This is a genomic window from Chitinophaga sp. Cy-1792 (assembly GCF_011752935.1).
In the GTDB taxonomy this organism is placed as follows: Bacteria; Bacteroidota; Bacteroidia; order Chitinophagales; family Chitinophagaceae; genus Chitinophaga.
Genome location: NZ_VWWO01000002.1, coordinates 2,118,630 through 2,144,193, shown reverse-complemented (window position 1 = coordinate 2,144,193; position 25,564 = coordinate 2,118,630). Strand labels below are relative to the sequence as shown.

Here is a 25,564-nt window from a genome sequence, read left to right as displayed (position 1 = left end):
TATCCTCCAGAAGAACCACCTGATCATCTGATATTTTCGACCACATCCCATAAAAAGCCTTCTCATGGTTTTGATGCCGCATTGGCGCTATCCATGCTAATATTTAAAAAAAATAAACCAGAAGGTGGAATGAAAAAGAAAGTATTAATAATAGACGATAGTTTACCGATAAGGTTTCTGCTGGAAGCAATCTTCAGCAAAAATTATCATGTTGTTTCAGCGCAGGATGGTTTAGTGGCAATGTCCTGGCTCTCCAAAGGCAATACCCCGGATCTTATCATCACCGATCTCCAGATGCCAAATATCGACGGTCATGAACTGATTCAGTTCCTGGCGTCCAGCAACTTATATAGAGATATCCCTGTGGTAGTGCTGTCTGCATGTAATGATGCGGATACTACTGCTACCGTTAATCAGCACCATAACGTACATGCATTTTTTAGCAAACCTTTCGATCCTATCCAACTGTCAGCATCTGTATCTGATATTCTGAATGATCAATTGGTAGCTGCCGGCTGATATGCCGCATTGTTTAACGCCAAATAATTAATAATGGGAACGACTACACCTGAATTAACTCCTGCTATGCCATTGAAACCAGCGCATGAGAAAACGGAAACTGCTGTGATTCGTCAATTGAGCCCCGAAAAAATTGTCATCTTTGTGGGTAATACCTACCTGGATGTCAGAGATACCCCCGGCAATTATAAATTCCTGGTTGTACAGGATATAAATGCCGCACAGGCCTCTATTTCAGAGGTGCTGAACGTATTCCGTAAAATCCCTGCTGTCATCATTTACCGCTTTAACAGTAAATATGAACAGGAGTGCGAACAATGGGAACAGTACTTTCAGGATAACCAGGTACTGCGCTCTATTCCCTTCTTTATGTATTCAGAGCAGGTTTCAGAGCAACTGAAATCTTTTGCCAGGAAATACCGCTTCATCGATGAGGTAATCACCCGCGACTGCCTCATGCACACACTCGATAAAAAAATAACGTTTGTTAGCAAGTTCAAATACCTGAGTGTCATCACGCGCCAGGAAAGTACTTCTCCCGATAAAAATCTTACCCGGCCCAAACGCACTCCGGGCGCTGTTATCAAACGACTGACGGATATCCTCCTGGCCAGCATGGCACTCATTGTGGCGTCGCCCTTTTTGCTGGTCATCGCAGCAGCGATCAGAATGGAGTCTAAAGGCCCGATATTCTACGCCGCCAAAAGAGCCGGTAAAAACTACCGCATCTTTAAATTCTATAAGTTCAGAACGATGGTGCCAGACGCAGATAAAAAATTGCAACAGCTGTCGCACCTCAACCAATATAGTAACGAACAGGGTGGTACTGTATTTTATAAAGTTACCAACGACCCGCGTATCACAAAGCTGGGTGCCTTCCTCCGTAATACCAGCCTGGACGAGATCCCGCAATTGCTCAATGTAATTAAGGGAGATATGTCGCTGGTAGGTAACCGCCCGCTGCCACTCTATGAAGCTGCTGCACTTACCACAGACGAGTGGTCGCAACGCTTCAATGCACCTGCCGGTATCACAGGACTCTGGCAGATCAGCAAAAGAGGAAATAAGGATATGTCAACAGAAGAAAGAATTGGTCTGGATATCAACTATGCCAACAAACATACGTTTGGCTATGATATGTGGATCATGATGAATACCCCATTTGCACTTGTGCAAAAAGAAAATGTATAGTAATGCTTGTTGTAGAAATTGTTGTGTTTTTGTTCCCGGCGCTGTGTGTATTGTATAATCTTTATTTCTGCCTTGCTGCCAGCCTGGAGAAAAAAAAGAAAGTAGACGACTGGAGCCAGGAAGCGTATGGCCGGATTGCAGTGCTGGTGCCCGCCTACAAGGAAGATGCCATCATCCTTGCCACGGTGGCCAACTACGAAAAGCTACGCTATCCGCGATCGTCTTTTGATATAGTAGTAATAGCAGATTCGTTGCAACCCGCTACCCTGGAGGCACTGGCAGTTACCAGTGCCATCGTGGTTCCGGTGAGCTTCGAAAAAAGTACCAAGGTGCGTGCACTGAATGCGGCGTTCCAACAGCTGGATAACAGCTATGATATGGCCCTCATCTGTGATGCAGATAACCTCCTGGATGCTGATTTTCTGTTAAAGATCAATTACGCATTCCGGCAGGGGCATATGGCTGTACAGGCCAGGCGCGTAGCTAAAAATATCGATACGCCCTTTGCTATCCTGGATACGGCGAATGAAATTATTTCCAATCACCTGTATCGTAAAGGCAGCTGCGCCCTGGGATTGTCGTCGTCGCTGATAGGCTCCGGCATGGCTTTTCAGTATCAGCTGATAAAAACTGCGATGCAGGAAATCGATGCTACCGGCGGATTTGATAAAGTGTTGCAGCTGCTGATGGCCGATGGAACCGTTTTTAAAAAGGTCGGTTTAAAACCACAACCCATATACTACCTGGAAGAAGCACTGGTATTTGATGAAAAGGTGGACAATGCTGCAGCATTTACCAACCAGCGCCGACGCTGGCTCTCCAGTCAGTATAAGTATCTTTTTAAATACTGGCACAAAGGATGGTATGCGCTCAAAACCGGCAACATGGACTATTTCAACCTGTTCGTCTGCCAGAACATGATGCCGCCAAGGATGCTGCTGCTGACCTTTGTAACGTTAATGCCTGTACTATATTTCTTTTTACAGCATTACCTGTTTATCCCTTACTGGTACTGGCTGATACTATGGGCCACCAATGCATTGACTTTGTTGCTGCCCATACCCAGACTCTTTTATGCGAAGTATTTCCTGAAAGGGCTGGTGAGTCTGCCAAGAGCTATAGGTATCATGCTGGCACTGACGTTTAAACTGAAAGGTGCGGACAATACCTTTATCCATACCAGTCATTCTAAAACAACTGTAGACAACCCATTACTGGATGCCGAATAACGTACATACACCACTGGTTTCCATCGTTACCGTTAACTATAACAACAGTGCGGTAACAGTTGCATTGCTGGAATCCATCGCTTCCAACGATTATAAAAACCTGGAAGTGATCGTGGTGGATAATGCATCTGCCGAAGATCCGACAGACTCATTCACCAATGCATACCCGGCGGTGAAAGTGATACGAAGTGCTACCAATAAAGGGTTTGCAGGTGGAAATAATATTGGCATACAGGCCGCAAAAGGTGATTTCCTGTTTCTCGTGAATAATGATACTGCCTTTACGCCCGGGCTGATACCCGGACTGCTGGCCATTTTTGAGCAACATGCAGATGTTGGTATTGTTAGTCCGAAATTCCATTACTTCTTTCATCCGGGTATTATAGAATATGCCGGGTACAGACAGGTAGATGTTTTCACCGGCAGAAACAGTATGATCGGCTGTAAGGAAGAAGATAGGGGCCAGTACAATACCGGCGGCACCACCGCCTATGCGCATGGTGGCGCCATGATGATGAAACGCGCCGTACTGGAGGAAGTAGGACTGATGCCGGAAATATATTTTCTCTACTATGAAGAATTTGACTGGTGCGAGATGTTCAGACGTAAAGGCTATCGCATTTACTATGAGCCGGCATCACTCATCTACCATAAAGAATCTATGACCACAGGAAAAAACAGTGTGCTCAAAACATACTATCTCACCCGCAACCGCATCCTGTTTATGCGCCGCAACGTAAGATGGTACCAGCTGGCCCTGTTCCTGCTGTTCTTTGCCTTTGTGACCATCCCTAAGAATACGCTCCGATATGTGCTGAAACGCGAAAAGGACCATCTGCGCGCTTTCTGGAAAGGGGTGATCTGGAATATTAAAAACTTAAATCTAAATAAGGAATCATGTGCGGTATAGCTGGTTTTGTAGATTTTTCACGGCAGACAGGTACACAAATCCTGCAGAATATGACGGACGCACTCCTACACCGCGGTCCTGATGATGCAGGCTATGAAGTATTTCTGCCTAAAGTTGCCACCGTTGGCCTTGGCCAGCGCAGACTATCGATCCTCGACCTTTCTGCATCCGGCCATCAGCCCATGCATTTCGGCTCCTATACATTAATTTTCAACGGTGAAATTTATAACTACCGCGAGATCCGGCAGGAGCTGCTGGCATTGGGCTATAAATTTTATTCCGGTTCAGATACAGAAGTACTGCTGAAAGGCTTTCACTGCTGGCAGGAAAAAGTGCTGGACAAATGTATCGGCATGTTTGCCTTTGCCCTGTATGATGAACAAAGAGAAGAGTTGTTGTTGGGGAGAGACAGAGCAGGTGTAAAGCCATTGTATTATGCCTGGGATAATAACATCCTGTTGTTCGCATCTGAGCTGAAAAGCTTTCATCATCATCCCTGTTTTAAAAACGATATTGATACCAATAGTTTATCCCTGTTCCTGCAATACAGCTATATTCCTGCTCCCTATACCATTTTTAAAAATACCTGGAAACTGTTGCCTGGGCACCTGCTGAAGTTACAGCTGGCCACCCGCACCGTTACCACACATGAGTACTGGAATGTTTTGGATGCCTACCGCCAGCCACTGACAGGACTTTCAGAAGCAGAGATCATCGATGAAACAGAGAAGCTCATGCAAAGTGCCTACCGTTACCGCATGGTGTCGGATGTGCCGGTAGGTGTTTTTCTGAGTGGTGGCTATGATAGCTCCAGCGTAGCCGCTATCCTGCAGGCGGATAGTACCAGTAAAATAAAAACCTTTACCATCGGCTATAAAGAGGCCCAATGGGATGAGTCAAAAGAAGCGGCAGCCATCGCCAGACATCTGGGAACAGACCATAACGAATGGATCATCGGCCCGAACGATGCAGCAGAAATCCTGCACAACCTGCCGGAAGTATATGATGAGCCTTTCGCGGATAACAGCACCGTACCTACGACGCTGGTAAGCCGCCTGGCAAGTAAACAGGTGAAAGTGGCCCTCAGTGCTGATGGCGGTGATGAGATATTCGCCGGCTACAGTAAATTTGCGCAATCCCTGAAGTATACCAACGGCATCCCTGCACCGGTGCAGTTCCTGCTGAGCAAAACAATGGACCTGATCAACCCGGAACGTATACCGTATTTCAATAAACAATATAATTTTTCCACGCGATACGAAAAGATGAAGCTGATATGGCAAAGCGGCAAACCCGAAGCGGCCATGAAATATATCAGCCAGCACCTGACAGATAGAGAACTGAAACAATACCTGCAGCAAACCCCGGATAGATACAAAACTGCCTTTGATCTGAACGGTGAACTACAAACTGTTAATGACCCTTTAAACAAGCTGCTGGCCATGGATTACAAAACTTTCCTGGTCGATAATAATCTCACAAAGGTAGACCGCGCAACAATGTCGGTCAGCATAGAAGGAAGAGAACCTATGCTGGATCACCGGCTGGTGGAATTTTTAGCGAAGGTTCCACAATCCCTTAAAAGAAAAGATGGTGTTAACAAATATATACTGAAGACTATCGTTCACCGATACATTCCTGCATCCCTGATGGACAGGCCTAAAAAGCCTTTCATTGCACCTTTGCAGGTATGGTTCAGGGACGCTTTGAGTGAACAGATGCGATATTATCTCTCGCCTGAAAAATTAGCGCAGTCCGGTTTGTTAAACGCTGCTAGTATACAACCATTGTTAAACTGCTATTTAAAAGGCGAAAAGGTAAACCATCAGAAGCTCTGGAATATGTTGGTATTTCAGCTGTGGTTTAGCCGCTGGATCGCCCCGCTGTAACTAAGATGATGCATTCAAACAGGAAAATCAGGGTATTGCAGACTATCCACCAGGGTAGAGTAGGTGGAGGAGAAAGACATGTGCTGGATCTTGTAAGTACCATTGATACCTCCAGATTCGAACCTATTGTTTTGTCCTTTACGGAAGGTCCGATGGTGGATACCCTTCGGATGATGCAAATCCCCGTATTTGTAATAGCTACCGAACGTCCATTCGATTTTCGTGTATGGGGAGCCGTGAAAAAATTATTAAAAGAACAACGTATTGACATGGTCCATGTACATGGTTCCAGGGCCAATACCAATATTTTATGGATCGCACGGTCTATGGGATTACCGGTGATTTATACCGTCCATGGCTGGTCTTTCCATAACGAACTGCCATTCTGGAACCGCAAGGCAAGGATATTTGCCGAAAGGCTGATCACCCGCCGTACCGGTATCAACATCACTGTTTCCGAATCTAACCGGCAAACAGGTATGCAGGTGATCCAGGGCTTCCGCTCGGTGGTAATCCGTAATGGTGTCAACCTGAACAGCTTTACGCCGGATATAGACGGCGGCCACGTCAGGGAAAGCTATGGCTTTAAGGCGACTGATATTGTTGTCGGATTTATTGTCAGAATGACTATTCAAAAAGATCCGCTCGGTATGGTGAGGGCCTTCGCTGCGGCACATGCTATCCAGCCGGCACTTAAATTACTCATGGTAGGGGAAGGGCCGTTGAAATCTGAGGTGATGGAACTGGCTGCCAGACTGGGTCTGGACCATGCTGTCGTATTTGATGATTTCAGGCAGGACATCCCCCGCATATTAAAAGCAATAGATATTTATTGTCTGCCTTCCTTGTGGGAAGGCTTCCCGATAGGCGTTCTGGAAGCCATGGCAATGGGGAAAGCCATCATTGCCTCTGATGTAGACGGTACCCGCGAAGCATTGGAGGATAATGTCAGCGGTATACTGATACCACCCAGGAATACAGCGGTGCTCAGTGCTACCTTGTTAAAGCTGGCCAATGATCCCGCATTACGTTGCCGCCTTGCCAATGCTGCCTTACAGCGTGCCAGAGCAGAACACAGCATCACTGCCATGACCACCAAAATAGAAGAGGTATACAGTAATGTATTTTATAAGCTGGTTAGTCATTGAATTCATTATACCGAATTACACCCATGAAAATTAGAAATCCGCATTCCAGATTTGATATCAATACTAAAAAGACAGACCGTGTGCTGGAAGTGGGAGGTGGCCATAATCCACACCCACGCTCGAATGTAGTGGTAGATAAATATGCAGATGACAACACGCACAGAAGCGGCGATATCAAAGTACTCCGTAATCAGGAGTTTATCAGTGCCGATGGTGAACACCTGCCTTTTGAAGATAAATCATTCGATTATGTGATCTGTAACCATGTACTGGAACATGTGGATGATCCGCATGCCTTCCTGCAGGAGCAGTTCCGCGTCGCTAAAAGAGGATACATAGAAGTGCCGTCATTACTGGGTGAACATCTCTACCCGAAAAAATCTCATAGATGGGTACTCCTGGAAATTGACAATAAACTGGTAATGGTAGATAAAGCCAATATCAGTTTCCCGCAGCAATTTGATTTCGGGGAACTCTTCCAGGCCTATCTGCCAAAGAATTCCATCGGTTATAAAATCATGGAACGTACACATGCCAACCTGCATACCGTAAGGATAGAGTGGGAGGGCAGTTTCGACTATATCATTAATCCGCAGGAAGAAGAATTGTTAAAGTATTTCCGTGAGCCATGGAGTGAGCATATGGTTTATCAGCATTTCCCGCAGCGATCTATGGGTGCGGAGCTGATAGCGGCTGGCAGAGCCTTTGGCGATATCTGTAGAAGTATCGTGAAATCGAAAATATTAAAAAGGAATTAAGCAATCGTCATATCTAGCCCAATAGAGCGTGTATCAAAAGTGATTCATTAGGGCAGCAGCCCTCCGCGCGCAGCGCGGAACCACCCAACTGATACCGAAGGTATCAGTTGCAAAAATCAAATGCAGGTGGTATAATGAAATAGCTTATGATATACGCTCATTTTTTATTCCTGTTAGCATAAAGCTATTTCACCGCATCTTCCAGCATCGCATCTACCTTGCTCAATATATTCGGATGGATGTTCATATCAAATTTTCTCGCGAAAAACTTGCCGGAGGCAATCATGTTAGGCAGGTCAGCCGGGCCCAGAACCTTTGGTGATGCCTGTCTGGCAGACCAATCAATATATCTTAAGTTATCCCTTACTACTTTCCTGCTCCATTCCGGATGGTTCATAATAATGGTATGGAAAATAAATTCATCCGAACCCCAGGTATAACGGAAATAATTGACAAAGGAGGGTTGCTGCTCCAGGAATTCTTTGCAGAAACGTAAGCACTCCTCACTAAGACTCCACCATTGGGAGCCACCTGTAAAAGTAAAATTCATCGGGCATTTCCTGGAAGGGGTCAGGCGATTGATCCAGCGGGTGAGGAAATATTTTCCTTTGAACTGAATATCTTCAAAGTGGTAGCGGTCCAGCTTGGAGATAGTGGCTGCTACTTCTTTTTCGGGCATGATATCCAGGAATTCGTTGCCCTGATGAATGGTGAAGAAATCTACAATTTCGTTGATGGGGCGCAGCGGGTAATCGAGTCCGCTCAGCAGGGAAATATTGAGGTACTTGCGACGGCTGCTCAGGGCTACTTCCAGGCTGTTGAGCGTAGCCTTTACCATGCTGAAGCCTGCCCAGTGTACTTTAATACGGCCAGGGATAAAATATACCTGTGGCAGGTGTGCTGCTTCTGCGAATGCGAGCATATCGGCCCTGGCATCAAGATGAACGTAACAGTCTACCCTGGGGTGCGACAAGCGGCGCAGCAGCTGTAACAGTTGTTCGGGGTTTTTGTGGGCGAGAATAATAAAAGCAATACGCATGACTTAATTTATTTTTTTAACCAGTTGTAGTTTGGCAGGTAATTTCTCCAGGAGCAGGGAGCAGGAAGCCCAGCCTTCTTTTAGTATATCCTTCACCGATAGCTGCAGTTGTTTTTTCAGGAAATAGTAGCCAAAGGCTACTCCTGCCAGCAGGTTCAGGAAGGAAACAGCAGCAACTGCCCGGAGGTCCATAAACAGCCAGATGAAGACGAGATCGCCCACCACGTTAATGCTGACCTTGAGCAGGTTTTTGTAAAAGTTGAGCTGAGGTTTGTTGATCATGTCCAGGGTAACACCAATAAACCGGTCGATCGGATAAAGAATAGCGGAGAAGAGAAATATCAGTACGATGGGAGTGGCGCCCAGGTAATTCTTTTTAGCCAGAATAATAATCAGTGGTTGTACGAAAATAATCAGACCAATAATAAATGGTAAGATGAGGAAAGTAACTGCGCCGGTATAGCGGCAGAAAGCTTTGGAGACCTCCCGCCAGTCGTTGCGGTTAACGGCAGCCGATAAGGTTGGCTGGGCAGTGGCTACAAAGCTGCGTAATATGATCTCTATCACTTCCATGAATTTCTGCGGTATGCTGTAAATAGCTACGGCAGCAGGATTGATCATGGTGCGGATGAAGAAGTTATCGGAATAGGGGATGAAACCCGATGTGACCATGCTGCCTACTATCAGTCGCCCATATACGAAAAGCGCCTTCACCTGTTCCTTCTTCCGGAACCAGAGGCTGTGTATGGAAGTCCATCGTTGCAGCATACAGTACAGGCTGGCAATCCCTAACGCAAACGCATATGCGTAGAGTATCAGTGTGATCCTGGCATTTCCCGTGTAGTGCAGTATTACGAGCAGCAGGAGGAAGCTGCTGTTTTGCAGCAGCCGTATATGAACGATCTTATCAAACTGGTGCCTGGCCTGCAACAGCCAGCTGGCGAAGTTGAAAGGAAGAGAGAGGACCAGCAGTAAACCCAGGTGCAGCAGGAAAAACTGCCAGGTGGCATTGAAGTAATGCCAGCCAATGGCCAGCACCCCGGCATTCAATAACAGGAAGATGATGGTCAATGCCAGCGCTACATACCAGGCTGCCCCGCATACCGATCTGGCAGTGGCTTCGTCGGTGCCGGCATAGAACTTAATCAGCCCCGATTGCAGCAGGGCCGTCCGGATCTGGTCCAGTACATTATAGGTAGCAATAAACATGACCCATTCCCCAAAGGCTGATTCAGGGAGAATACGCACCAGGATGGCAAAGGATAAAACATTAAAGAAGGCAGAAATCACATTCCCCAGTAACGACTGAATATGATTATTCCTGAAAACTGACAACAGCCTGAAACCCATAAAAGCATTTATGTTTCAGATCCGGCAATACCCGGTAATACAGGCATCACAGATCCACGATAATAAATAATTACATGGCTTTTAGCAGGATATAGTCGGAGAAGGTTAAGGTGGACGTTTAACAAACTTTATGTGATCATGAAAGTATATCACATTGTTCCCGTGAGGTTACCATCCACAATTTCGTCACAAGATAATACTTTTTTTTATAAATAGATGATTTTAAAATCTAATAATATTATTTGATAATATGTTGATCATCTGTATGATAAACATATTAAAATTTTATGCTTTATTTTTTGTTGGTATATATATGAAAAAAAATTACTATTTGTTGAGATAATTGTTTTTATTTTGTACCACGTAAAATGATAGCGGAACGCTTAAATCAATACATATCAGGGAAAAACTTTACCATTCTTTACTATGGACAACCTCAATAATTTCAATAAGAGATTGAAAATTGTGACGGGGATATGGATACTAACGATAGTACTTTGCGCAACAACAAAGCTGTTTGCGCAACAGGGCACGCTCACCCCCCGTGTTACAGGATTCAGGAACCCCGCTGGCCTGCTGGAATCTTTACCGCAGGATTACGCTACCTCCAATACTAAATATCCACTTTTAATATTCTGTCACGGACTGGATGAAGAGGGGAACGGCACCACCGACATTATGAAGGTGATCGTCAACGGCCCCCCAAAACTGATCAGCAAAGGACAGTTCCCGGCCACCTTCAACGTCAATGGCAATACTTTCTCATTTGTGGTGCTTTGCCCGCAATTTAATGGCATCGCCTCCATTAATGATATCGACTCCCTCATCGACTACGCGAAGGCGCATTACCGCCTCGATACCAATAAAATTTATCTCACAGGACTGAGTCGCGGCGGCGGCGAAACCTGGGGATATGCCACGGCACAAAATTACGCGGCTAACAGACTGGCTGCCATCGTGCCCATCGCCGGCGCCTACGATCCCGGCCCCCTCAGATCCCCGCTTCCTGCCACTGCTGTCATAGCAGCTTCCAATAACCTGCCCATCTGGGCCCTGCACAACTCAGGCGACGGTACCGTGCCCGTTTCCTACTCTCAGAACTGGCAGGCCCTGATCAATGCATACGTACCTGCATGCGATCCCCAGGTGAAGCTGACAGTATTCAATGCCAACGGACATGATGCATGGTCCAAAGCTTATGATCCCGCTTATCGTGAAAACGGAATGAACGTTTATGAATGGATGCTCCAGTACAGTAAAGACAAAAGACGTACGGTCATCTCTCCACCAACCACTACACCTCCGGTAACAACACCCACCAATAAACGCGTGGTGCTGAAACCAAACTACGGAACAGACCCTACTTTCTATTACCCGGATGCCATGAACCAACTGGGCCTTATCCCCGGTGATACCATCTGTATCCCCGCCGGAGATTATATGGATATGAACCTGGCCTGGCTTAAAGGAACTGCTGAAAAGCCCATCGTAATCACCAACTGCGGCGGCCTCGTACGCTTCGGCGTTGGCAGTAAAGGCAACCAGTGGTCTTCTGTTGTACAAATCGAAAACAGCCAGTTCGTGGAATTCACCGGCACCGGCGACCCCTCCCTCGAATACGGCTTCGATATCAAAGGAAGTAACCTCCGCAACGAACCCATGTTCGCCATGTACTGGACCTACGGCTCCTCCGACTTCAACGTACATAACGTGTACATCCATGATGCAGGCATGTTCATCGTTGCCAAAACAACGATGGAATGCAATGCGCCACAGTACTGGGAAGCCAACTACATTATGAAAAACTGCCGGATCCACCATATCAAGGGCCGGACCTCCAGTAATGAAGGATTCTATATCGGCAACTCCTGGTATATCGCAAAGCAGGCCTGCGGAGATAGTATCCGCTCTCACCACGTAGCCAACCTGGAAATTTACGACAACGACCTCCAGGACATGGGCAACGATGGTATCCAGGTAGGTATGGCCTACGACGGTACCAACCTTATTCACCACAACCGCGTTGTCAACTACGGCAAAAACGGAGATAACGCCAACGGCTATGGGATTCTCATGAACCCCGGTACCAAAGCGGATGTCTACAATAACATTATTGATAAAGGTTTTGGTGATGCCATCTGCTTTTTCGGCTCCGGCACCAGCAGGGCGTATAATAATGTGGCGTCCAATATCAATGCTGCCGGATTCCTGGTGGCAGACAGGCCCGTGTTTGAACCGGTTTCGGCATGGGTATATAATAATACCTTCGTCAACGTTCTGAGAGGGGGCACCGTGTATGACTGCGGTGGCGTGCCCGGTCATAAGATCATCAACAATGTGATTGTTCAGCCACAAGGCGCCGGCGCCGACAAACCTTACCCGGGCTTCTATATCTGGAATACTGACTGCACCATCAAATATGAATTTTCACACAACCCTTTCTATACAAAGGCCGATGATGTGAAATTCGTGAACGCCGCCGCTGGCGACTACCATCTGCAGGCAACGTCACCACTGGTCGATTCCGGCACCAACGTCACACAGTCCCTCAACCTGACCATCGATTATGATGGTGTTACCAGGCCGCAGGGAACCGGTGTCGATATCGGTGCATATGAATACCACAGTACTACTACCAATCAGCCGCCACAGGTATACGCAGGCGCAGATGTAATCCTTACCCTGCCCACCAACTCCACCCAGCTGGATGGTTCGGCCACCAGAGACCCGGATGGCACCATTGCCAGCTATGCATGGTCGCAGGTAAGCGGCCCCAATACGGCCGGTATTTCTTCACTGAATACCGCTAAAACGGTTGTATCAGGTCTGGTAAAAGGCGTATATACGTTTAAGTTAACTGCCGTAGATAACGGCGGCCTGTCCGGCACTGCCACCGTGAAAGTGACAGTCCAGGATGCTGCAGCAGGTCAGCACCCGCCGGTAGCCATTATCGGCGCCGATACCACGATCGTGCTGCCGGTAAACAGTATTGTGCTGGACGGCTCTCCCAGCTATGACCAGGACGGCACCATCACTACCTACGCCTGGACGCAGACCAGCGGCCCGCCGGTGACCATCAACGCTGCTTCGGCGGCAAAGGCTTCTGTGGCTAATATGCCACTGGGTACTTATACTTTTAAACTGGTGGTGACGGATAACGACGGGTTGTCAGGTACGGCCACGAAAAAAGTGAACGTAATAGATACAAACGATAATAACGCTACTACCAATATTATCAGCTTCTATCCAAACCCTACCCGGACAAAAGTACGGCTCGACCTGAAAAACCCTACTGTCAGGGCTATCTGGGTAAGCATCTATACGGTGAGCGGTGTCCGCGAATCCACATATGCGTACCCGTTAGGCGGTAACTTCTATGTAGATCTCGATATCAGCAGTCTCCCGAGTGGGGTACACCTGGTAGAGGTATTGGGGGATACTTCCTTCAAATGGACGGGGCGGATCGTGAAACTCTGATCCTTTTATCAACTTATTTTTAGCCCATCTCTATACGGAGGTGGGCTTTTTTATGGCATCGATGGCGGCATAAATGCCCGCTACCGAATTTTCCCAGGTATGTGACAAAGCAAAGGCACGGCGTGCGGCCCCCAGGTCCGGATTGTTTTCTGCCAGCGCCCGGGCAGCCAGCTGGATATATTCGTTGACGTTAGCTGCCAGGTATACATGTTCCCGGAACAGCTCCATGGTAGGCGTAGCTGTTGCCAGCACCGGTTTGCCCATGGCCAGGTATTCATCTACCTTCAGTGGGTAATTGCCGACGGTCATATCATTCACCAGCTGCGGGTTCATACATACATCAAAATATTTTACATACCCGGATAGCTCCGTCATCGCTTTTCTTCCTAAAAAATAAACATTCGGCAAATGGTGCAGTGCGGAGGCTTTGAAGTCCTCATCTTCCGGACCCACCAGCACAAAGTTCCATTCCGGCCGTTGCTGCGCCATGTCATATATTAATGGTATGTCCAGGCGTAAGCTGGTCAGCGCGCCCACATAACCGATAATAGGTTTGCCGTCTGCCGGCAGATCTGCTGGCCTTGCGATGGGCTGTTCCGGATCGAACAGGCCCAGCTCACAGCCCTGACCTATATAATAACTGTTAGGGTTATACGATTTTAACCGGTCTGCCAGGTATTTGGAGTTGGCAACGCCGATATCTGCCTTGGCAATATGCAGCGGTTCTATGACCTCCCCGTGTTTGCGCCAGTAGTCTACCGCCAGGAGATAATCCCTGCTGTAATAGATATAGATATCAGGTTGAAGTAATTCTTTCAGATGGTATCCGCGGAAGATGTCATTATCGTTGAACAGGATAATATCCCTGAATCCCAATGCGTTGATGGCTTCCGTTATCGCGGCAGCAAACCTGCGGTTGTTTACTTTGTTAAATACCTGGAAGAGGTGGGTAGAAGGCAGCCAGTTGACGGATTCCATGACGGAAAGAGGGTACAGGTTCCACATATTGTCGTTTATCCTGACCAGGGAGCTGTCTTTTGCCTGTAATCTTTCCATGTGGTGCAGGATGTTGGCATCGCTCTTTTCGGTGTACATCGTTTTGCGGTCCAGTGGAACATTCACATATAAAACGCGGTTATGTCTGGAGAACTCCGTGGCGATATTCTTACAGTTACTACCAATAGGGGTATACCAGGGCTGAAGGCCAATGACAACTATGTCACGGTTTTGAACAGGCATAAGTGGTGCTGATTAAATCGTTGAATTAGGCGCAGGTGATTCGGTGGACGGTTAAAATTATCAGAAACTGTAAGGTAATAAAAATCCGGGAAACTTTAAGCCGCTGGCAGGGCTTCCCGAAACAGCCACCACGGCGTGTCGGTATTTATCTCCCTAAAAATGCTTAAATTAAGTATAATAATCATCCAGTTATGTCTGATATAGTAGAAATTCGAAATCTTACCGTGGAGGACTATTTCGATCTGAAACAATCGATGGTTTCTGCCTATAGCGATATGGAAGGCAGTTATTGGCGGGAACCAACGATCCGCAGACTGATCAGTATTTTCCCCGAAGGACAGATAGCCGTTACCGTTAATGACAAGGTAGTAGGCTGCGCATTGTCAATCATCGTTGATTACAATAAGTTTGGCGATGACCATACCTATGAGCAGATCACCGGGTATTATACCTTCAATACCCATAACCCCAAAGGCGATGTGCTCTATGGTATTGAAGTTTTTGTGGAGCCGGAATACCGGGGGCGGCGACTCGCACGCCGGTTGTACGATGCCCGCAAGATCCTCTGTGAAACGCTGAACCTCCAGGGTATAGTGGCTGGTGGCCGTATCCCCAACTATGAAAAGTATGCAGACAAGCTAACGCCCCGCGAGTATATCCGCAAAGTAAGAGATAAGGAAATTTATGATCCGACCCTCACTTTTCAGTTCTCCAATGATTTCCAGGTAACGAAGATATTACGGAATTACCTGCCTAATGATGAAGCCAGTAAAGGCTTTGCGACGTTGCTGAAATGGTACAATATCTACTACGAGCCCGACAGGGATAACGTCCGCTATACTAAATCCACCGTTCGTATCGGACTGGTACAGTGGCAGATGCGTGACTACCGCAACCTGGAAGGCTTCCTGCAGCAGGTGGAGTTTTTCATTGATGCCGTGAGCGATTACGGTTCTGATTTTGTGGTGTTCCCTGAGCTTTTCAATGCCCCACTGATGGCGGAGTTCAACCAGCTAGATCCGGCAGGGGCCATCAGGGGCGTGGCCAAGTATACGGAGCGTATCCGGGAAGTCATGCTGGCACATGCCGTGTCATATAACGTCAACATTATCACTGGCAGTATGCCGATCCTGATCGATGAGCTGCTGTATAATATATCCTACCTGTGCCGGCGGGATGGTACCTATGAAGAATATATGAAGATTCACCCGACACCCAGTGAGGTGCAGGCCTGGGGGATCAAGGGAGGCCATGAGATCCAGGTATTTGATACCGATTGCGGCAAAATAGGTATCCAGATCTGTTATGATGTAGAGTTCCCGGAGCCTTCCCGCATTCTGGCGAACCAGGGGATGCAGATTCTTTTTGTACCTTTCATGACCGATACGCAGCATGCGTATAACCGCGTGCGTTTCTGTGCGCAGGCGAGGGCCATCGAAAATGAGTGTTATGTAGCCATTGCCGGGTCGATCGGTAACCTCCCCAAGGTGAATAATATGGACCTGCAGTTTGCACAAAGTTGTGTACTGACGCCTTCAGATTTCCAGTTTCCGGTAACGGGTATTAAAGCGGATGCTACTCCTAATACAGAGATGGTGGTGATCGCAGATGTAGACCTGGTACTGCTCAAAGAACTGCATACATTTGGCAGTGTACAAACGCGGAAGGATATACGAAATGATTTGTATGGCGTGGTAGATAAGAGTAAGAAGAAGAACGTGTAGTCGTGTAGGTTAGGTAGATGTAAATCACTGATTGTTAGGTAGATGATCTACATTTGTTCATAGGAGGCTTTAAGGAGATTTTCGTCTTTTGCTGGTGTTTCAGAAAATAACTGCCGTCTAAAAGCATGTTTTTATTAAAGTAATAATTTAGATAATTTCAGATAAATAATTATAAATCAATAAATAAGTAAAAGAATAAAAGATGAGTAAAACTATCAATTTAGCCCTTCAGATCATCCCGTCTGTGCCATCAGAACAGGTTTATGCCGTCGTTGATGAGGCCATCGCCGTGATTAAGGACTCCGGTGTCAAATACCGGGTTTGTCCTTTTGAAACTGTCATGGAAGGTACCTACGAGGAACTGATGGAAGTCGTGAAAAAAACGCAGGAAGTATGTTTTAAAGCCGGTGCTTCCCAGTTACTGGTGTATATAAAAATGCAGATACGCAAAGACCAGGATGTGACTATGGAAGAGAAGGTTGGGAAGTACGATAACCAGGCGTAAGCTATTTAATTGCTATCGCAAATGAAAAGGGCTGCCTACGGCAGCCCTTTTCATTTGCGATAATGTTCGCGCACCGAAGGTGCGCGAACATTATCGCAATAACAGTATACTAATCTTTATGCTTTTGCTGAAAACGAATACTGCAATAAATACTAATAAACGCAATACCTGCAAAAAACACTATCAGCGACAGCGGATTATCATCAGACAGCCGGGCATGTTGCAGCAGCATATAACCCACCACCAGGTTGATCAGCGACCATACCACATTAACAACAGGACTTGACAATCCAATACCCCTTGGTTTGGAAAATGGGGTAGGGAAAGGGTTGCCGGAGATCCCATGAACGAAATGCGGGACCGTATTGGCCAAGAACATGCCGGCAAAGAAACCGGCCACATAATGAGTTGTCATCGTTAATATTTATGTCAGATGATCGAAAGATTTTCTGGAGATACAAATATGGGCGATTCTATTTTCTGGTTATCATACCTCCCGGTAAAACGGTCATTTATGATATTTAGGCGGACAGTTTGACCACTGGGTTGTATTAAAAATACAAAAGAACGACCTGCTGGTCGTTCTTTTCATAATATGTTAGCTATAAGCTGCTTAACCTACTTTATCATGGAAGAATAAATAACCCAGCAGTATCGCGGAAAGGATACCGCAGAAATCGGCTATCAGCCCCGCTGTCAGTGCATATCTCGTTTTCTTGATATTTACGGATCCGAAGTATACGGCCAGGATATAAAAGGTAGTTTCAGTAGTTCCCTGGATAATACTGGCGAGTCTTCCTACAAAGGAGTCTGGTCCGTTATGTTCGAGTATTTCCACCATCAGGGCTCGGGAGCCGCTGCCGCTCAATGGTTTCATGAAGGCTACCGGCAACGCAGGTACGAAATCCGTGTTGAAGCCCATCCAGGCAAAAAGTGCCCCGATACCGTTTACGAGATAGTCCATGCAGCCAGTGGCCCGGAACGCCCCAATCGCCACTAAAATCCCTACCAGGTAAGGAATGATACGCACGGAGATATTAAAACCTTCTTTAGCGCCTTCAATGAATACATCATAAACATTGATCTTTTTACGGATACCAGCTATCAGGAAGGATACGACTATCAGGAAGATAATTCCACCACCCAGACTCGCAGTCTTAGGCCCGATGTCATCTGCCGGCATGGACTTTACCCAGTAATACAATCCGGTGACGATCACCCCAAATCCTGCCAGGAATATCAGTACTGGTAATTTAAACAGGTTGATACGCTGGTAGATAGCGATAGTGATCATGCCTGCAATAAATGCAATGAACGTAGATATCAGGATAGGAATGAAAACATCAGCAGGGTTTTTGGCATGTGCGGAGAGTCGCAGGGCGATGACCGAAGTAGGAATGAGGATTACCCCGGCAGTATTGAGTACCAGGAACATTATCTGGGCATTGCTGGCCTCGTCTCTTTCTTTACCGTCTTTGTCTACATTGAGGGTTTGCAGCTCTTTCATGGCTTTCAGTCCCATCGGCGTAGCCGCATTGTCCATGCCGAGCATGCTGGCGGAAAAATTCATCAGCATGGAGCCCATCGCCGGGTGACCTTTGGGAACGCCTGGAAACAGCTTGGAAAAGAAGGGGTTGACGAACCGCGAAAACCGGTCTATCATACCGCCGGCTTCACCCACGCGCATAATACCCAACCAGAAGGTCATGATACCAGCCAGCCCGAGGGAGATTTCCGCACCTGTTTTTGCATTGGAGAGCATAGCGTTCATGACGGCACCAAATACGGTGGTGTCTTGCAGGATGAACGTCTTAAACAGGGCGACAACAAAAGATATAAGGAAAAATGCCAGCCAGACGTAGTTTAAAGCCATTGATTTTTTGGTTGTTTGATCCGTGAAGATAGTTTTTTCCCGCATATACGCAAGGGGACAAGGAAACTTGCACCGCTCCGGAACGGCTTACCGCTCTGCCATAGCGCATTTCAAAAGCAACTATCCGTAATCCCCTGACAGAAAGCGATTTCGGGCTTTGCAAGACAAAAAGAAAACATTATCTTTGCGCAAATTTTAAAAAATGGCTTTGCAAGTTGGAATTGTAGGACTGCCGAATGTAGGAAAATCAACACTGTTTAACGCGGTTAGTAACAGCGCTAAGGCACAGGCCAGTAACTACCGTTTCTGTACCATTGAACCAAACGTAGGCCTGGTAGATGTACCAGATACCCGTTTACAGAAACTGGAAGAACTGGTGAAACCTAACAGGGTAGTACCAACTACTATTGAATTCGTAGATATCGCCGGATTGGTGAAAGGCGCCAGTAAAGGTGAAGGTCTGGGAAACAAATTCCTGGCTAATATCCGTGAAGTGGATGCCATCGTTCATGTGATCCGTTGCTTCGAAGATGATAATATTCTCCGTGAAGAAGGTGCTATCAACCCGGTTGGTGATAAAGGCATCATCGATACCGAGTTACAGCTGAAAGACCTCGAAAGCGTGGAGAAAAAAATCCAGCGCACCGAGAAAATGGCTAAAACCGGTGGCGACCCTAAAGCGAAAAGAGAATTCGAAATACTGAAACAGTGCCAGGAACACTTGGAACAAGGTCGCAATATCCGTGAACTGGGACTGAGCAAAGAAGACCGCGTAGCGATCGCTGACCTCTTCCTGCTCACTGAAAAACCAGTACTCTACGTTGCCAACGTAGACGAAGGTTCCCTGCTCACCGGCAACAAATACTCTGTAGCCCTGCAGGAAGGCGTTAAAGCTGAAGGTGCCCAGGTAATTGTCATGAACAATACCATCGAAGCGCAGATCTCCGAAATGGAAGAGCTGGCTGATAAAGAACTCTTCCTCTCTGAATACGGTCTTACAGAACCTGGCCTCAACCGCCTGATCCGCTCTGCCTACGACCTGCTCCAGCTGATCACCTACTTTACCGCTGGTGTACAGGAAGTACGCGCATGGACAATCGGCAAAGGCTGGAAAGCACCACAGGCTGCCTCTGTCATCCATACCGACTTCGAGAAAGGCTTCATCAAAGCGGAAGTAATCTCCTACGACGACTATGTAAAATTCGGTTCCGAGGCAGCAGCCCGGGATAATGGCCGCTTCCGTATCGAAGGTAAAGAATACATCGTGTCTGATGGTGACGTAATGCACTTCCGCTTCAACGTTTAATCTGCGTCTTATATATACCTATATATTTAAAAGGACTTCATATTCTTTATGAAGGTTACAACAAAATCTGAAGGGTCTTCTCTGCTTAGAGAAGGCCCTTCGCTATTTTCAGCTATCCTTCTGATTACTATATTGTTAATTATCGCTATATTGATAAAAATAAAAATACATCAGGACTCCAAACTCTACCTATAATTCATATCTTAGCTGACTAATTCTGGTTAACTCATGAAATTTGTCAGGAACGTGAAGCTCTTCTTCCGGGAAGGGAACTCAGATAAAACCTATGAAATCGACTTGTGTGAACTCGCCCCGGATCAATATGTTGTCAACTTCAGATACGGTAAGAGAGGTGCTGCCCTGAAAGAAGGTACCAAAACCACCAGTCCTGTAAACCTTGCCAGCGCTACTACCATATTCGATGCACTCGAAAAGGAAAAAAGAAGTAAAGGCTATATCGGTGAACAGGAATCAGAACAGGCAACGATACCGGCGGCCGACAATTCCGCTGTACTGGACGCAATCACCAATCCCCGCCATAAGGCCATCCTGCGCCGCCTGCAAGGTAATCCTGCCGGCAAAAATGCATGGAAAACCTCCCGGGTAATTTGGAGAGCCGGTGAACTGCATATTAAAGAATCAGTCCCTTATATTATCAAGCAGGGCGACAGAAAGGATGCGCTGCAACGCTATTCTGCTATATGGGCTTTGTCCCGTACCGGCGATCCCGTTGCCATCCCCACACTGAAGGCCTACTACGAAAACAGCTCTTACCCGCTGAATATCCGTATGCTGGCCGCCAATGGCATGCTCATGCTGATGACGCCCGAAGAACGTACCGCCTTCGCACAGCAGATCATTGCCGGCATGCCGGAAGTGCTGCAGCAAGCCATTGCCAAAGGGGATATCCCGGAACTGATCACCCTCATATACAACCTGGTAGTGGTACAGCAATCGCCGGATTACAATATCCTGGAAGAAATGTACCTGGTATCCGCTGCCGTGCCGGTGCTGTGGCAAGCGATGTACCATACACTGGTACGCCTGCCCATGCGGCCGTCCTGGTTTCGGCATATCCGCCATATTTATAAGCAGGCGGAAATGCGGGAAGACTATATGATTGTTGCGCTACTGGTACATCGTATCCAGAAAACGCAGCCCATGTTTAATATGCCGGTGGTATATTATGATGAGCACCAGCCAAGTGTGTTTATTAAAGAAATCAATGCTAACGTTAAAGTACAAACGGAGTTAAAAAAGCCGGGCAGCCGGGTGGCATTCTCCAACCTGACCCGCCGTTACTTCAACAGAAGGGCCTTCCGCAACCTGAAACGCCTCGGCGAAGCTGGGGATGTACAGTACGTTCGCTATGCTACCTCCCTGTTGCTCCACTACCACCAGGAAACGGATTTTTCCAAAGCCTTCGAAGAACGCTACTATGGCTACCAGAACGGACGTTACCAGTCGCTCCAGCGCCAGTACCCGGAAAACTCAAAAGCTATCTACCTTACCTATATATTAAGAGGTAACGACCATACATTACAATACCGCGCCCACCAGGAACAATGGGTGTTCAAACCGCAGGAGCCGGATACGCAAACGCAGAATGGCAGACCAACCATTCAGCCTAACCCGGATCTGTTGAAAGCCAACGAAAACAGCGGCCTCCTGAAAAAGCTCTTCGGCTGGCTCGGTGTAGATAAACAGCCTGCTTCTGCCGTTCCGCAGGAATCTGCGGAAGCTGTACTGAAAACCACGGTGCCTGTCCAGGAAAACCATCCGTCTATTCCTTTCCTGGAACTCTGGAACCAGCTGCCACAGGCCTTCCTGCAACTACTGATCAGCGGACAGATGGAAGCTGTTCATGCCTTTGCGATGGAGCATCTGCGTGCACACCCGGAGTTTAGTGCTATGAAAGAGCGTATGGGCGAAGACGTTATTGGTGCCCTGCTCGCCAACAGGTTTAGTATTCCATCCCTGTTCGGCCTGGAACTGGCAAGAGAAAAATACAATCCGGCCAACCCTTCACTGCCACTGCTGAAAGTAATGATTGGCAGTCCGTTGCAGGAAGCAAGGGAACAAGCCATGGAGTGGATCAAGGCTGCATCAGCCTTATGTTTTGGTGATACAGGTATGCTGCTGGACCTGATGTTCTGTTATTATGAAGATGTCAGAAAATTCCTCAAAGCAAACCTGGACCCTGCCACCATTCCTTTCCAGCTACAGCAGGAAGTTACCGGCCGTGCCGTCGCACGCCTCATGGCAGTAGGCAACCTCAACGAAGTACAGACCGCCATCCTTACGGACTGCTGCCAGCTGGTAGAATATTATTGCGCCAAACCACTGTCGCAATTGGATATGCAGGTTATCGCCGACCTGATGGACCAGGCATCCGTAGCAGTGCAGGCATTTGCCGCCCGCCTGCTGTTACTCAGGGACCATGATTTCGATTTCTCCCAGATCTCTAATGTACTGGTAAACAAACTACTCAAAAATTCGTACAGGCCTGTACGTGATGCCGGCTGGAACATCCTGCTGAAAGCAGGAGATGCTCCCGTTATCAACAAACCGGAAATTCTCTTCAGCGCCTGTACCAATGAATATAAAGATATACGCCAGAAAGCTGCCCTGCTGGTAGAAAGGCTGGTAGCGCAGGACAACCGCCTTGCGCACTGGCTGGTCAACGAGCTGGTGCCACTGCTGATGCGTACCGAAAAGGCAGAAGGAATGCACCAGGATATTGCGGCACTCCTCAGCGGGCCGCTGGGTAATTACCTCCAGGAAGTGGATACCGCCACCGCATTGCGCCTGCTGTACGCCAACTATCGCCCGGCACAGGAGTTTGGTGTCGTTTTATTACAGCGATATATCCCTGCCGGTGCACTGACATTGAAACAGGTGATCGCCGCCGGTGCACACGAACTGCTCCAGGTAAGGGAATGGTGCTGGAATTTCTTCCGCCAGCAACTGCCACGTGTAAAAACAGAAAGGGATACTGCTGTAGCCCTGCTGGATAGCAAATGGGATGATACCCGCGCCTTTGCCATCAGCTTCTTCAGGGATAACTTCCAGGACGAAGACTGGACACCGGAGAGCCTCATCGGTATAGCCGACAGCGTTAGACCCGACATCCAGCAATTTGGCCGTGAGTTGCTGATGCGCTTCTTCAAAGCGGAAGATGGTGTGCAATACCTGCTGAAGTTAAGCCAGCACCCAAGTGCAGCCATGCAGCAGTTTGCCACCAACTACCTGAGTCAGTATGCCGCCGGTAACCTGGAATATATCCGCCAGCTGGAACATTACTTCAGAGCCGTACTTACCCGTGTAAACAAAGCCCGTGTAGCAAAGGACAGAGTATTTGGTTTCCTGGAGGCGGAAGCGATGAAATCGCCGGAAGCCGCTGCGTTTATCGGTGGCGTTATCACGGATATTTCCGCTACTGTGGCCATTGGCGATAAAGCCAGATGTATCAGCATCATGCGTAACATCAGCCAGCAATTTGATCATGTACAACTACCGATAGTATTTGTGGAAGCACCGGTGCGTCTGCAATAAAACGTTTATCCATTTATGTTATTTAACTACAGATATAGTGGTAATTCCCAGGTGTTTAGCGATGCATCCGGCACAGGTATTTCCTTTGCCCCGGATACATTTCGTCAGCCAACTTTTTTTGTAGGCAAACTGCACAAAAAGATCGCTTTCAGGGAAGCCATCTCCGCATTGCATGATGTGGTGGTGTCTGACCTGCGCTTTAAACCAAAAGATAAAACCGCTTATAAGGAATGGGCCGCTGAACAGGAAGCCCTCTGGCTGGCAGAATACATGAACGGCTACAATGCCGAAGCCGCCAGCGAAAAAATCGCCGGACTGGAAACACAGCTGCGCGCCATCAGGGAAGAGAAAGATAAGGTGATGTCGCCCTTCTATAAGGCCCGACGTCATTACTTTGATTACCTCTACGAAAAGGACAGGGATGCCTGGTTTGTGCTGGACCCTGTGATCAGCGTACATCCGGACGAGCTGTTCTTCGAATGCTTCAGCCAGGACGAATCTACCTATGGTAAGTTAAGCGCCAGCTACAACGTATTCAAGGAAGTGAACGAATTTGAATGCGGTACCACCAACATCGATTATTCGTCTGCGTTATATAATGAATTTCAGAAGATACGCGATTATAAGGAAACAGATTTTAAAATAGACCCGGGAGGGTTCCAGGTGCAAACCAGTCAGGAAGAGCTGTACCACGAGGTAAAGATCGACCTGCCCGATAGCTGGGTACGTGGGTTCCTTCAGGTAAGCTCCGCGATGACGCTGCCGGCAGCTACCTTCGACCTGCACCCCATGGACGTCTACAATTTCTGCTCCTGGCTTCGCAGGTTTAAGGAGAAGAAGGGCCCGCGCAGTATCCGTTTTGTGCTGGAACCAGGCAAACCGGTGAAAGCCATCTTTGAGCCATGGAACCAGGAAATCGTATGTGCGAGATCGTTATATACAGGAACGCATGCACGCGAAATACGTATATGGGGAAGAAGACGCCTGCTGATACTGGAAAGACTCATTCCGATCGCACGCAAATTTACGGTACACCTCATGGGTAGCGGCTTACCATCTTTCTACGTGGCAGACCTGGGCGATATGCAGTTTACGCTCGGACTGTCCGGCTGGACAACCAACGACTGGTCACGCGCCGGGCAATTCGATCTCATGGCGCCCAGAGCAGAAGTCAGTACGGCCGATAAACAGAAGGTGTATGCTGCACTGCAAACCCGCTGGATGGCCACGCCATCAGACCTGGCTGCCGCCGCCGGCCTTAATACCGCTACGGTGCTGGGTGCATTGAGCCTCTTCACGCAGGCAGGAAAGGTGATCTACGACCTGCATTCAGGCGTATACCGACTCAGAGAACTGAGCAGGGAACCACTGCCGATGGATATGCTGCGCTACAGCAGCCCGGAAGAAGAAGGTGCGGAACAACTGCTGAAACAATCAAAGATCGCTTATCAGCAGGATGAAATAGAAGGAGTGGGGACGCAACTGAAAGGAAGTATCACCACACCTTATGCCACCTATCATCCTACGATTGTAATTGATAAAGATGAAAGAATGACCAATCCGCAATGCGATTGTGATTTCTTCCGTCAGAATAAATTATATAAAGGACCGTGCAAACACATGCTGGCATTACGAATGGCGTATAGTTCCAAATAATTTCCGTTACATCTTTTTGTAATTAGAAATTATTGTATATCTTGCCGACTCATTTAACACAAAGATCTTTATAAAGAGGAATTGATTGCACTTGCGCTCCTTACGGAGATGAATGATGTTTCGTCATTCAGGTATACTGACTATACATGCTTCACTAAATGCAATCTTTACTTTGGGAGGGGCGTACTAGTATGAT

The 25,564-nt window shown here is 47.5% G+C and carries 18 protein-coding genes; 13 read left to right on the top strand and 5 right to left on the bottom strand.

From position 1 onward, the window contains the following. Positions 1 to 129: 129 nt before the first annotated feature. Genes F3J22_RS22830 through F3J22_RS22800 form a run of 7 tightly spaced genes read left to right on the top strand, consistent with a single transcriptional unit; the run spans position 130 to position 7,644 of the window. Positions 130 to 519: a response regulator gene (locus F3J22_RS22830; RefSeq protein WP_167020237.1), complete on the top strand. Its 390-nt coding sequence runs from the start codon at positions 130 to 132 to the stop codon at positions 517 to 519. A gap of 33 nt (positions 520 to 552) precedes the next feature. Continuing rightward, on the top strand, positions 553 to 1,710 hold the full coding sequence (locus F3J22_RS22825; protein ID WP_240155149.1) for a sugar transferase: 1,158 nt from the start codon (positions 553 to 555) through the stop codon (positions 1,708 to 1,710). A gap of 2 nt (positions 1,711 to 1,712) precedes the next feature. Next, positions 1,713 to 2,939 (top strand): glycosyltransferase family 2 protein, encoded by a 1,227-nt coding sequence (locus F3J22_RS22820; RefSeq protein WP_167020236.1) that lies wholly within the window; start codon positions 1,713 to 1,715, stop codon positions 2,937 to 2,939. Next, positions 2,929 to 3,849 carry a glycosyltransferase family 2 protein gene (locus tag F3J22_RS22815; RefSeq protein WP_167020235.1) on the top strand — a complete coding sequence of 307 codons (921 nt, stop codon included), beginning with the start codon at positions 2,929 to 2,931 and terminating at the stop codon, positions 3,847 to 3,849. The genes F3J22_RS22820 and F3J22_RS22815 overlap by 11 nt, the downstream gene beginning before the upstream one ends. A 50-nt stretch (positions 3,850 to 3,899) precedes the next feature. After that, a complete protein-coding gene (gene asnB / locus F3J22_RS22810; RefSeq protein ID WP_240155148.1) occupies positions 3,900 to 5,738 on the top strand; it encodes an asparagine synthase (glutamine-hydrolyzing) in 1,839 nt (612 codons plus the stop codon). Between the two features lie 5 nt (positions 5,739 to 5,743). After that, complete coding sequence (locus F3J22_RS22805) at positions 5,744 to 6,886, top strand: glycosyltransferase family 4 protein (protein ID WP_240155147.1); 1,143 nt, start codon at positions 5,744 to 5,746, stop codon at positions 6,884 to 6,886. A gap of 23 nt (positions 6,887 to 6,909) precedes the next feature. Beyond that, positions 6,910 to 7,644, top strand: coding sequence for a class I SAM-dependent methyltransferase (locus tag F3J22_RS22800; RefSeq protein ID WP_167020233.1), 735 nt, complete (start codon positions 6,910 to 6,912; stop codon positions 7,642 to 7,644). Positions 7,645 to 7,828: 184 nt separating this feature from the next. Here the strand turns inward: F3J22_RS22800 and F3J22_RS22795 are convergent, their stop codons facing one another. Further along, positions 7,829 to 8,683: a beta-1,6-N-acetylglucosaminyltransferase gene (locus tag F3J22_RS22795; protein ID WP_167020232.1), complete on the bottom strand. Its 855-nt coding sequence runs from the start codon at positions 8,681 to 8,683 to the stop codon at positions 7,829 to 7,831. Positions 8,684 to 8,686: 3 nt separating this feature from the next. Next, positions 8,687 to 10,033, bottom strand: a complete 1,347-nt coding sequence (locus tag F3J22_RS22790) for a lipopolysaccharide biosynthesis protein (protein ID WP_167020231.1) — start codon at positions 10,031 to 10,033, stop codon at positions 8,687 to 8,689. 426 nt (positions 10,034 to 10,459) lie between these two features. Here F3J22_RS22790 and F3J22_RS22785 point away from each other — a divergent pair, with 426 nt between their 5' ends. Then, the gene (locus F3J22_RS22785; RefSeq protein ID WP_167020230.1) at positions 10,460 to 13,510 is read left to right on the top strand and encodes a PKD domain-containing protein; all 3,051 of its coding nucleotides are present in this window, start codon (positions 10,460 to 10,462) and stop codon (positions 13,508 to 13,510) included. 30 nt (positions 13,511 to 13,540) lie between these two features. On the opposite strand, the gene F3J22_RS22780 is transcribed toward F3J22_RS22785, so the two are convergent. Beyond that, on the bottom strand, positions 13,541 to 14,749 hold the full coding sequence (locus F3J22_RS22780) for a glycosyltransferase (protein ID WP_167020229.1): 1,209 nt from the start codon (positions 14,747 to 14,749) through the stop codon (positions 13,541 to 13,543). A 191-nt stretch (positions 14,750 to 14,940) separates the two neighbouring features. Between F3J22_RS22780 and F3J22_RS22775 the strand changes: the two genes are divergently transcribed. Together F3J22_RS22775 and F3J22_RS22770 are read left to right on the top strand one after the other, a co-directional pair. Then, complete coding sequence (locus F3J22_RS22775; RefSeq protein ID WP_167020228.1) at positions 14,941 to 16,473, top strand: carbon-nitrogen hydrolase family protein; 1,533 nt, start codon at positions 14,941 to 14,943, stop codon at positions 16,471 to 16,473. A 202-nt stretch (positions 16,474 to 16,675) separates the two neighbouring features. Further along, the gene (locus F3J22_RS22770) at positions 16,676 to 16,978 is read left to right on the top strand and encodes a thiamine-binding protein (RefSeq protein WP_167020227.1); all 303 of its coding nucleotides are present in this window, start codon (positions 16,676 to 16,678) and stop codon (positions 16,976 to 16,978) included. 109 nt (positions 16,979 to 17,087) lie between these two features. Here the strand turns inward: F3J22_RS22770 and F3J22_RS22765 are convergent, their stop codons facing one another. Both F3J22_RS22765 and F3J22_RS22760 read right to left on the bottom strand, forming a co-directional pair. Continuing rightward, positions 17,088 to 17,393 (bottom strand): hypothetical protein, encoded by a 306-nt coding sequence (locus tag F3J22_RS22765; RefSeq protein WP_167020226.1) that lies wholly within the window; start codon positions 17,391 to 17,393, stop codon positions 17,088 to 17,090. A gap of 198 nt (positions 17,394 to 17,591) precedes the next feature. Further along, on the bottom strand, positions 17,592 to 18,851 hold the full coding sequence (locus tag F3J22_RS22760) for a nucleoside recognition domain-containing protein (RefSeq protein WP_167020225.1): 1,260 nt from the start codon (positions 18,849 to 18,851) through the stop codon (positions 17,592 to 17,594). Between the two features lie 202 nt (positions 18,852 to 19,053). Between F3J22_RS22760 and ychF the strand changes: the two genes are divergently transcribed. From ychF to F3J22_RS22745, 3 genes are all read left to right on the top strand, one after another. Continuing rightward, positions 19,054 to 20,157, top strand: a complete 1,104-nt coding sequence (gene ychF / locus F3J22_RS22755; protein ID WP_167020224.1) for a redox-regulated ATPase YchF — start codon at positions 19,054 to 19,056, stop codon at positions 20,155 to 20,157. A gap of 228 nt (positions 20,158 to 20,385) precedes the next feature. Further along, the gene (locus F3J22_RS22750) at positions 20,386 to 23,712 is read left to right on the top strand and encodes a WGR domain-containing protein (RefSeq protein ID WP_167020223.1); all 3,327 of its coding nucleotides are present in this window, start codon (positions 20,386 to 20,388) and stop codon (positions 23,710 to 23,712) included. 15 nt (positions 23,713 to 23,727) lie between these two features. After that, entirely contained in the window at positions 23,728 to 25,368 is a 1,641-nt protein-coding gene (locus tag F3J22_RS22745; protein WP_167020222.1) for an SWIM zinc finger family protein, read from the top strand. The last annotated feature ends 196 nt before the right edge of the window (positions 25,369 to 25,564 follow it).

Excerpts from the sequence above, each read along its gene's own strand:
- F3J22_RS22830 (WP_167020237.1), top strand. The coding sequence starts at position 130 with ATGAAAAAGAAAGTATTAATAATAGACGATAGTTTACCGATAAGGTTT.
- F3J22_RS22825 (WP_240155149.1), top strand. The coding sequence starts at position 553 with ATGGGAACGACTACACCTGAATTAACTCCTGCTATGCCATTGAAACCA.
- F3J22_RS22820 (WP_167020236.1), top strand. The coding sequence starts at position 1,713 with ATGCTTGTTGTAGAAATTGTTGTGTTTTTGTTCCCGGCGCTGTGTGTA.
- F3J22_RS22815 (WP_167020235.1), top strand. The coding sequence starts at position 2,929 with ATGCCGAATAACGTACATACACCACTGGTTTCCATCGTTACCGTTAAC.
- asnB (WP_240155148.1), top strand. The coding sequence starts at position 3,900 with ATGACGGACGCACTCCTACACCGCGGTCCTGATGATGCAGGCTATGAA.
- F3J22_RS22805 (WP_240155147.1), top strand. The coding sequence starts at position 5,744 with ATGATGCATTCAAACAGGAAAATCAGGGTATTGCAGACTATCCACCAG.
- F3J22_RS22800 (WP_167020233.1), top strand. The coding sequence starts at position 6,910 with ATGAAAATTAGAAATCCGCATTCCAGATTTGATATCAATACTAAAAAG.
- F3J22_RS22795 (WP_167020232.1), bottom strand. The coding sequence starts at position 8,683 with ATGCGTATTGCTTTTATTATTCTCGCCCACAAAAACCCCGAACAACTG.
- F3J22_RS22790 (WP_167020231.1), bottom strand. The coding sequence starts at position 10,033 with ATGGGTTTCAGGCTGTTGTCAGTTTTCAGGAATAATCATATTCAGTCG.
- F3J22_RS22785 (WP_167020230.1), top strand. The coding sequence starts at position 10,460 with ATGGACAACCTCAATAATTTCAATAAGAGATTGAAAATTGTGACGGGG.
- F3J22_RS22780 (WP_167020229.1), bottom strand. The coding sequence starts at position 14,749 with ATGCCTGTTCAAAACCGTGACATAGTTGTCATTGGCCTTCAGCCCTGG.
- F3J22_RS22775 (WP_167020228.1), top strand. The coding sequence starts at position 14,941 with ATGTCTGATATAGTAGAAATTCGAAATCTTACCGTGGAGGACTATTTC.
- F3J22_RS22770 (WP_167020227.1), top strand. The coding sequence starts at position 16,676 with ATGAGTAAAACTATCAATTTAGCCCTTCAGATCATCCCGTCTGTGCCA.
- F3J22_RS22765 (WP_167020226.1), bottom strand. The coding sequence starts at position 17,393 with ATGACAACTCATTATGTGGCCGGTTTCTTTGCCGGCATGTTCTTGGCC.
- F3J22_RS22760 (WP_167020225.1), bottom strand. The coding sequence starts at position 18,851 with ATGGCTTTAAACTACGTCTGGCTGGCATTTTTCCTTATATCTTTTGTT.
- ychF (WP_167020224.1), top strand. The coding sequence starts at position 19,054 with ATGGCTTTGCAAGTTGGAATTGTAGGACTGCCGAATGTAGGAAAATCA.
- F3J22_RS22750 (WP_167020223.1), top strand. The coding sequence starts at position 20,386 with ATGAAATTTGTCAGGAACGTGAAGCTCTTCTTCCGGGAAGGGAACTCA.
- F3J22_RS22745 (WP_167020222.1), top strand. The coding sequence starts at position 23,728 with ATGTTATTTAACTACAGATATAGTGGTAATTCCCAGGTGTTTAGCGAT.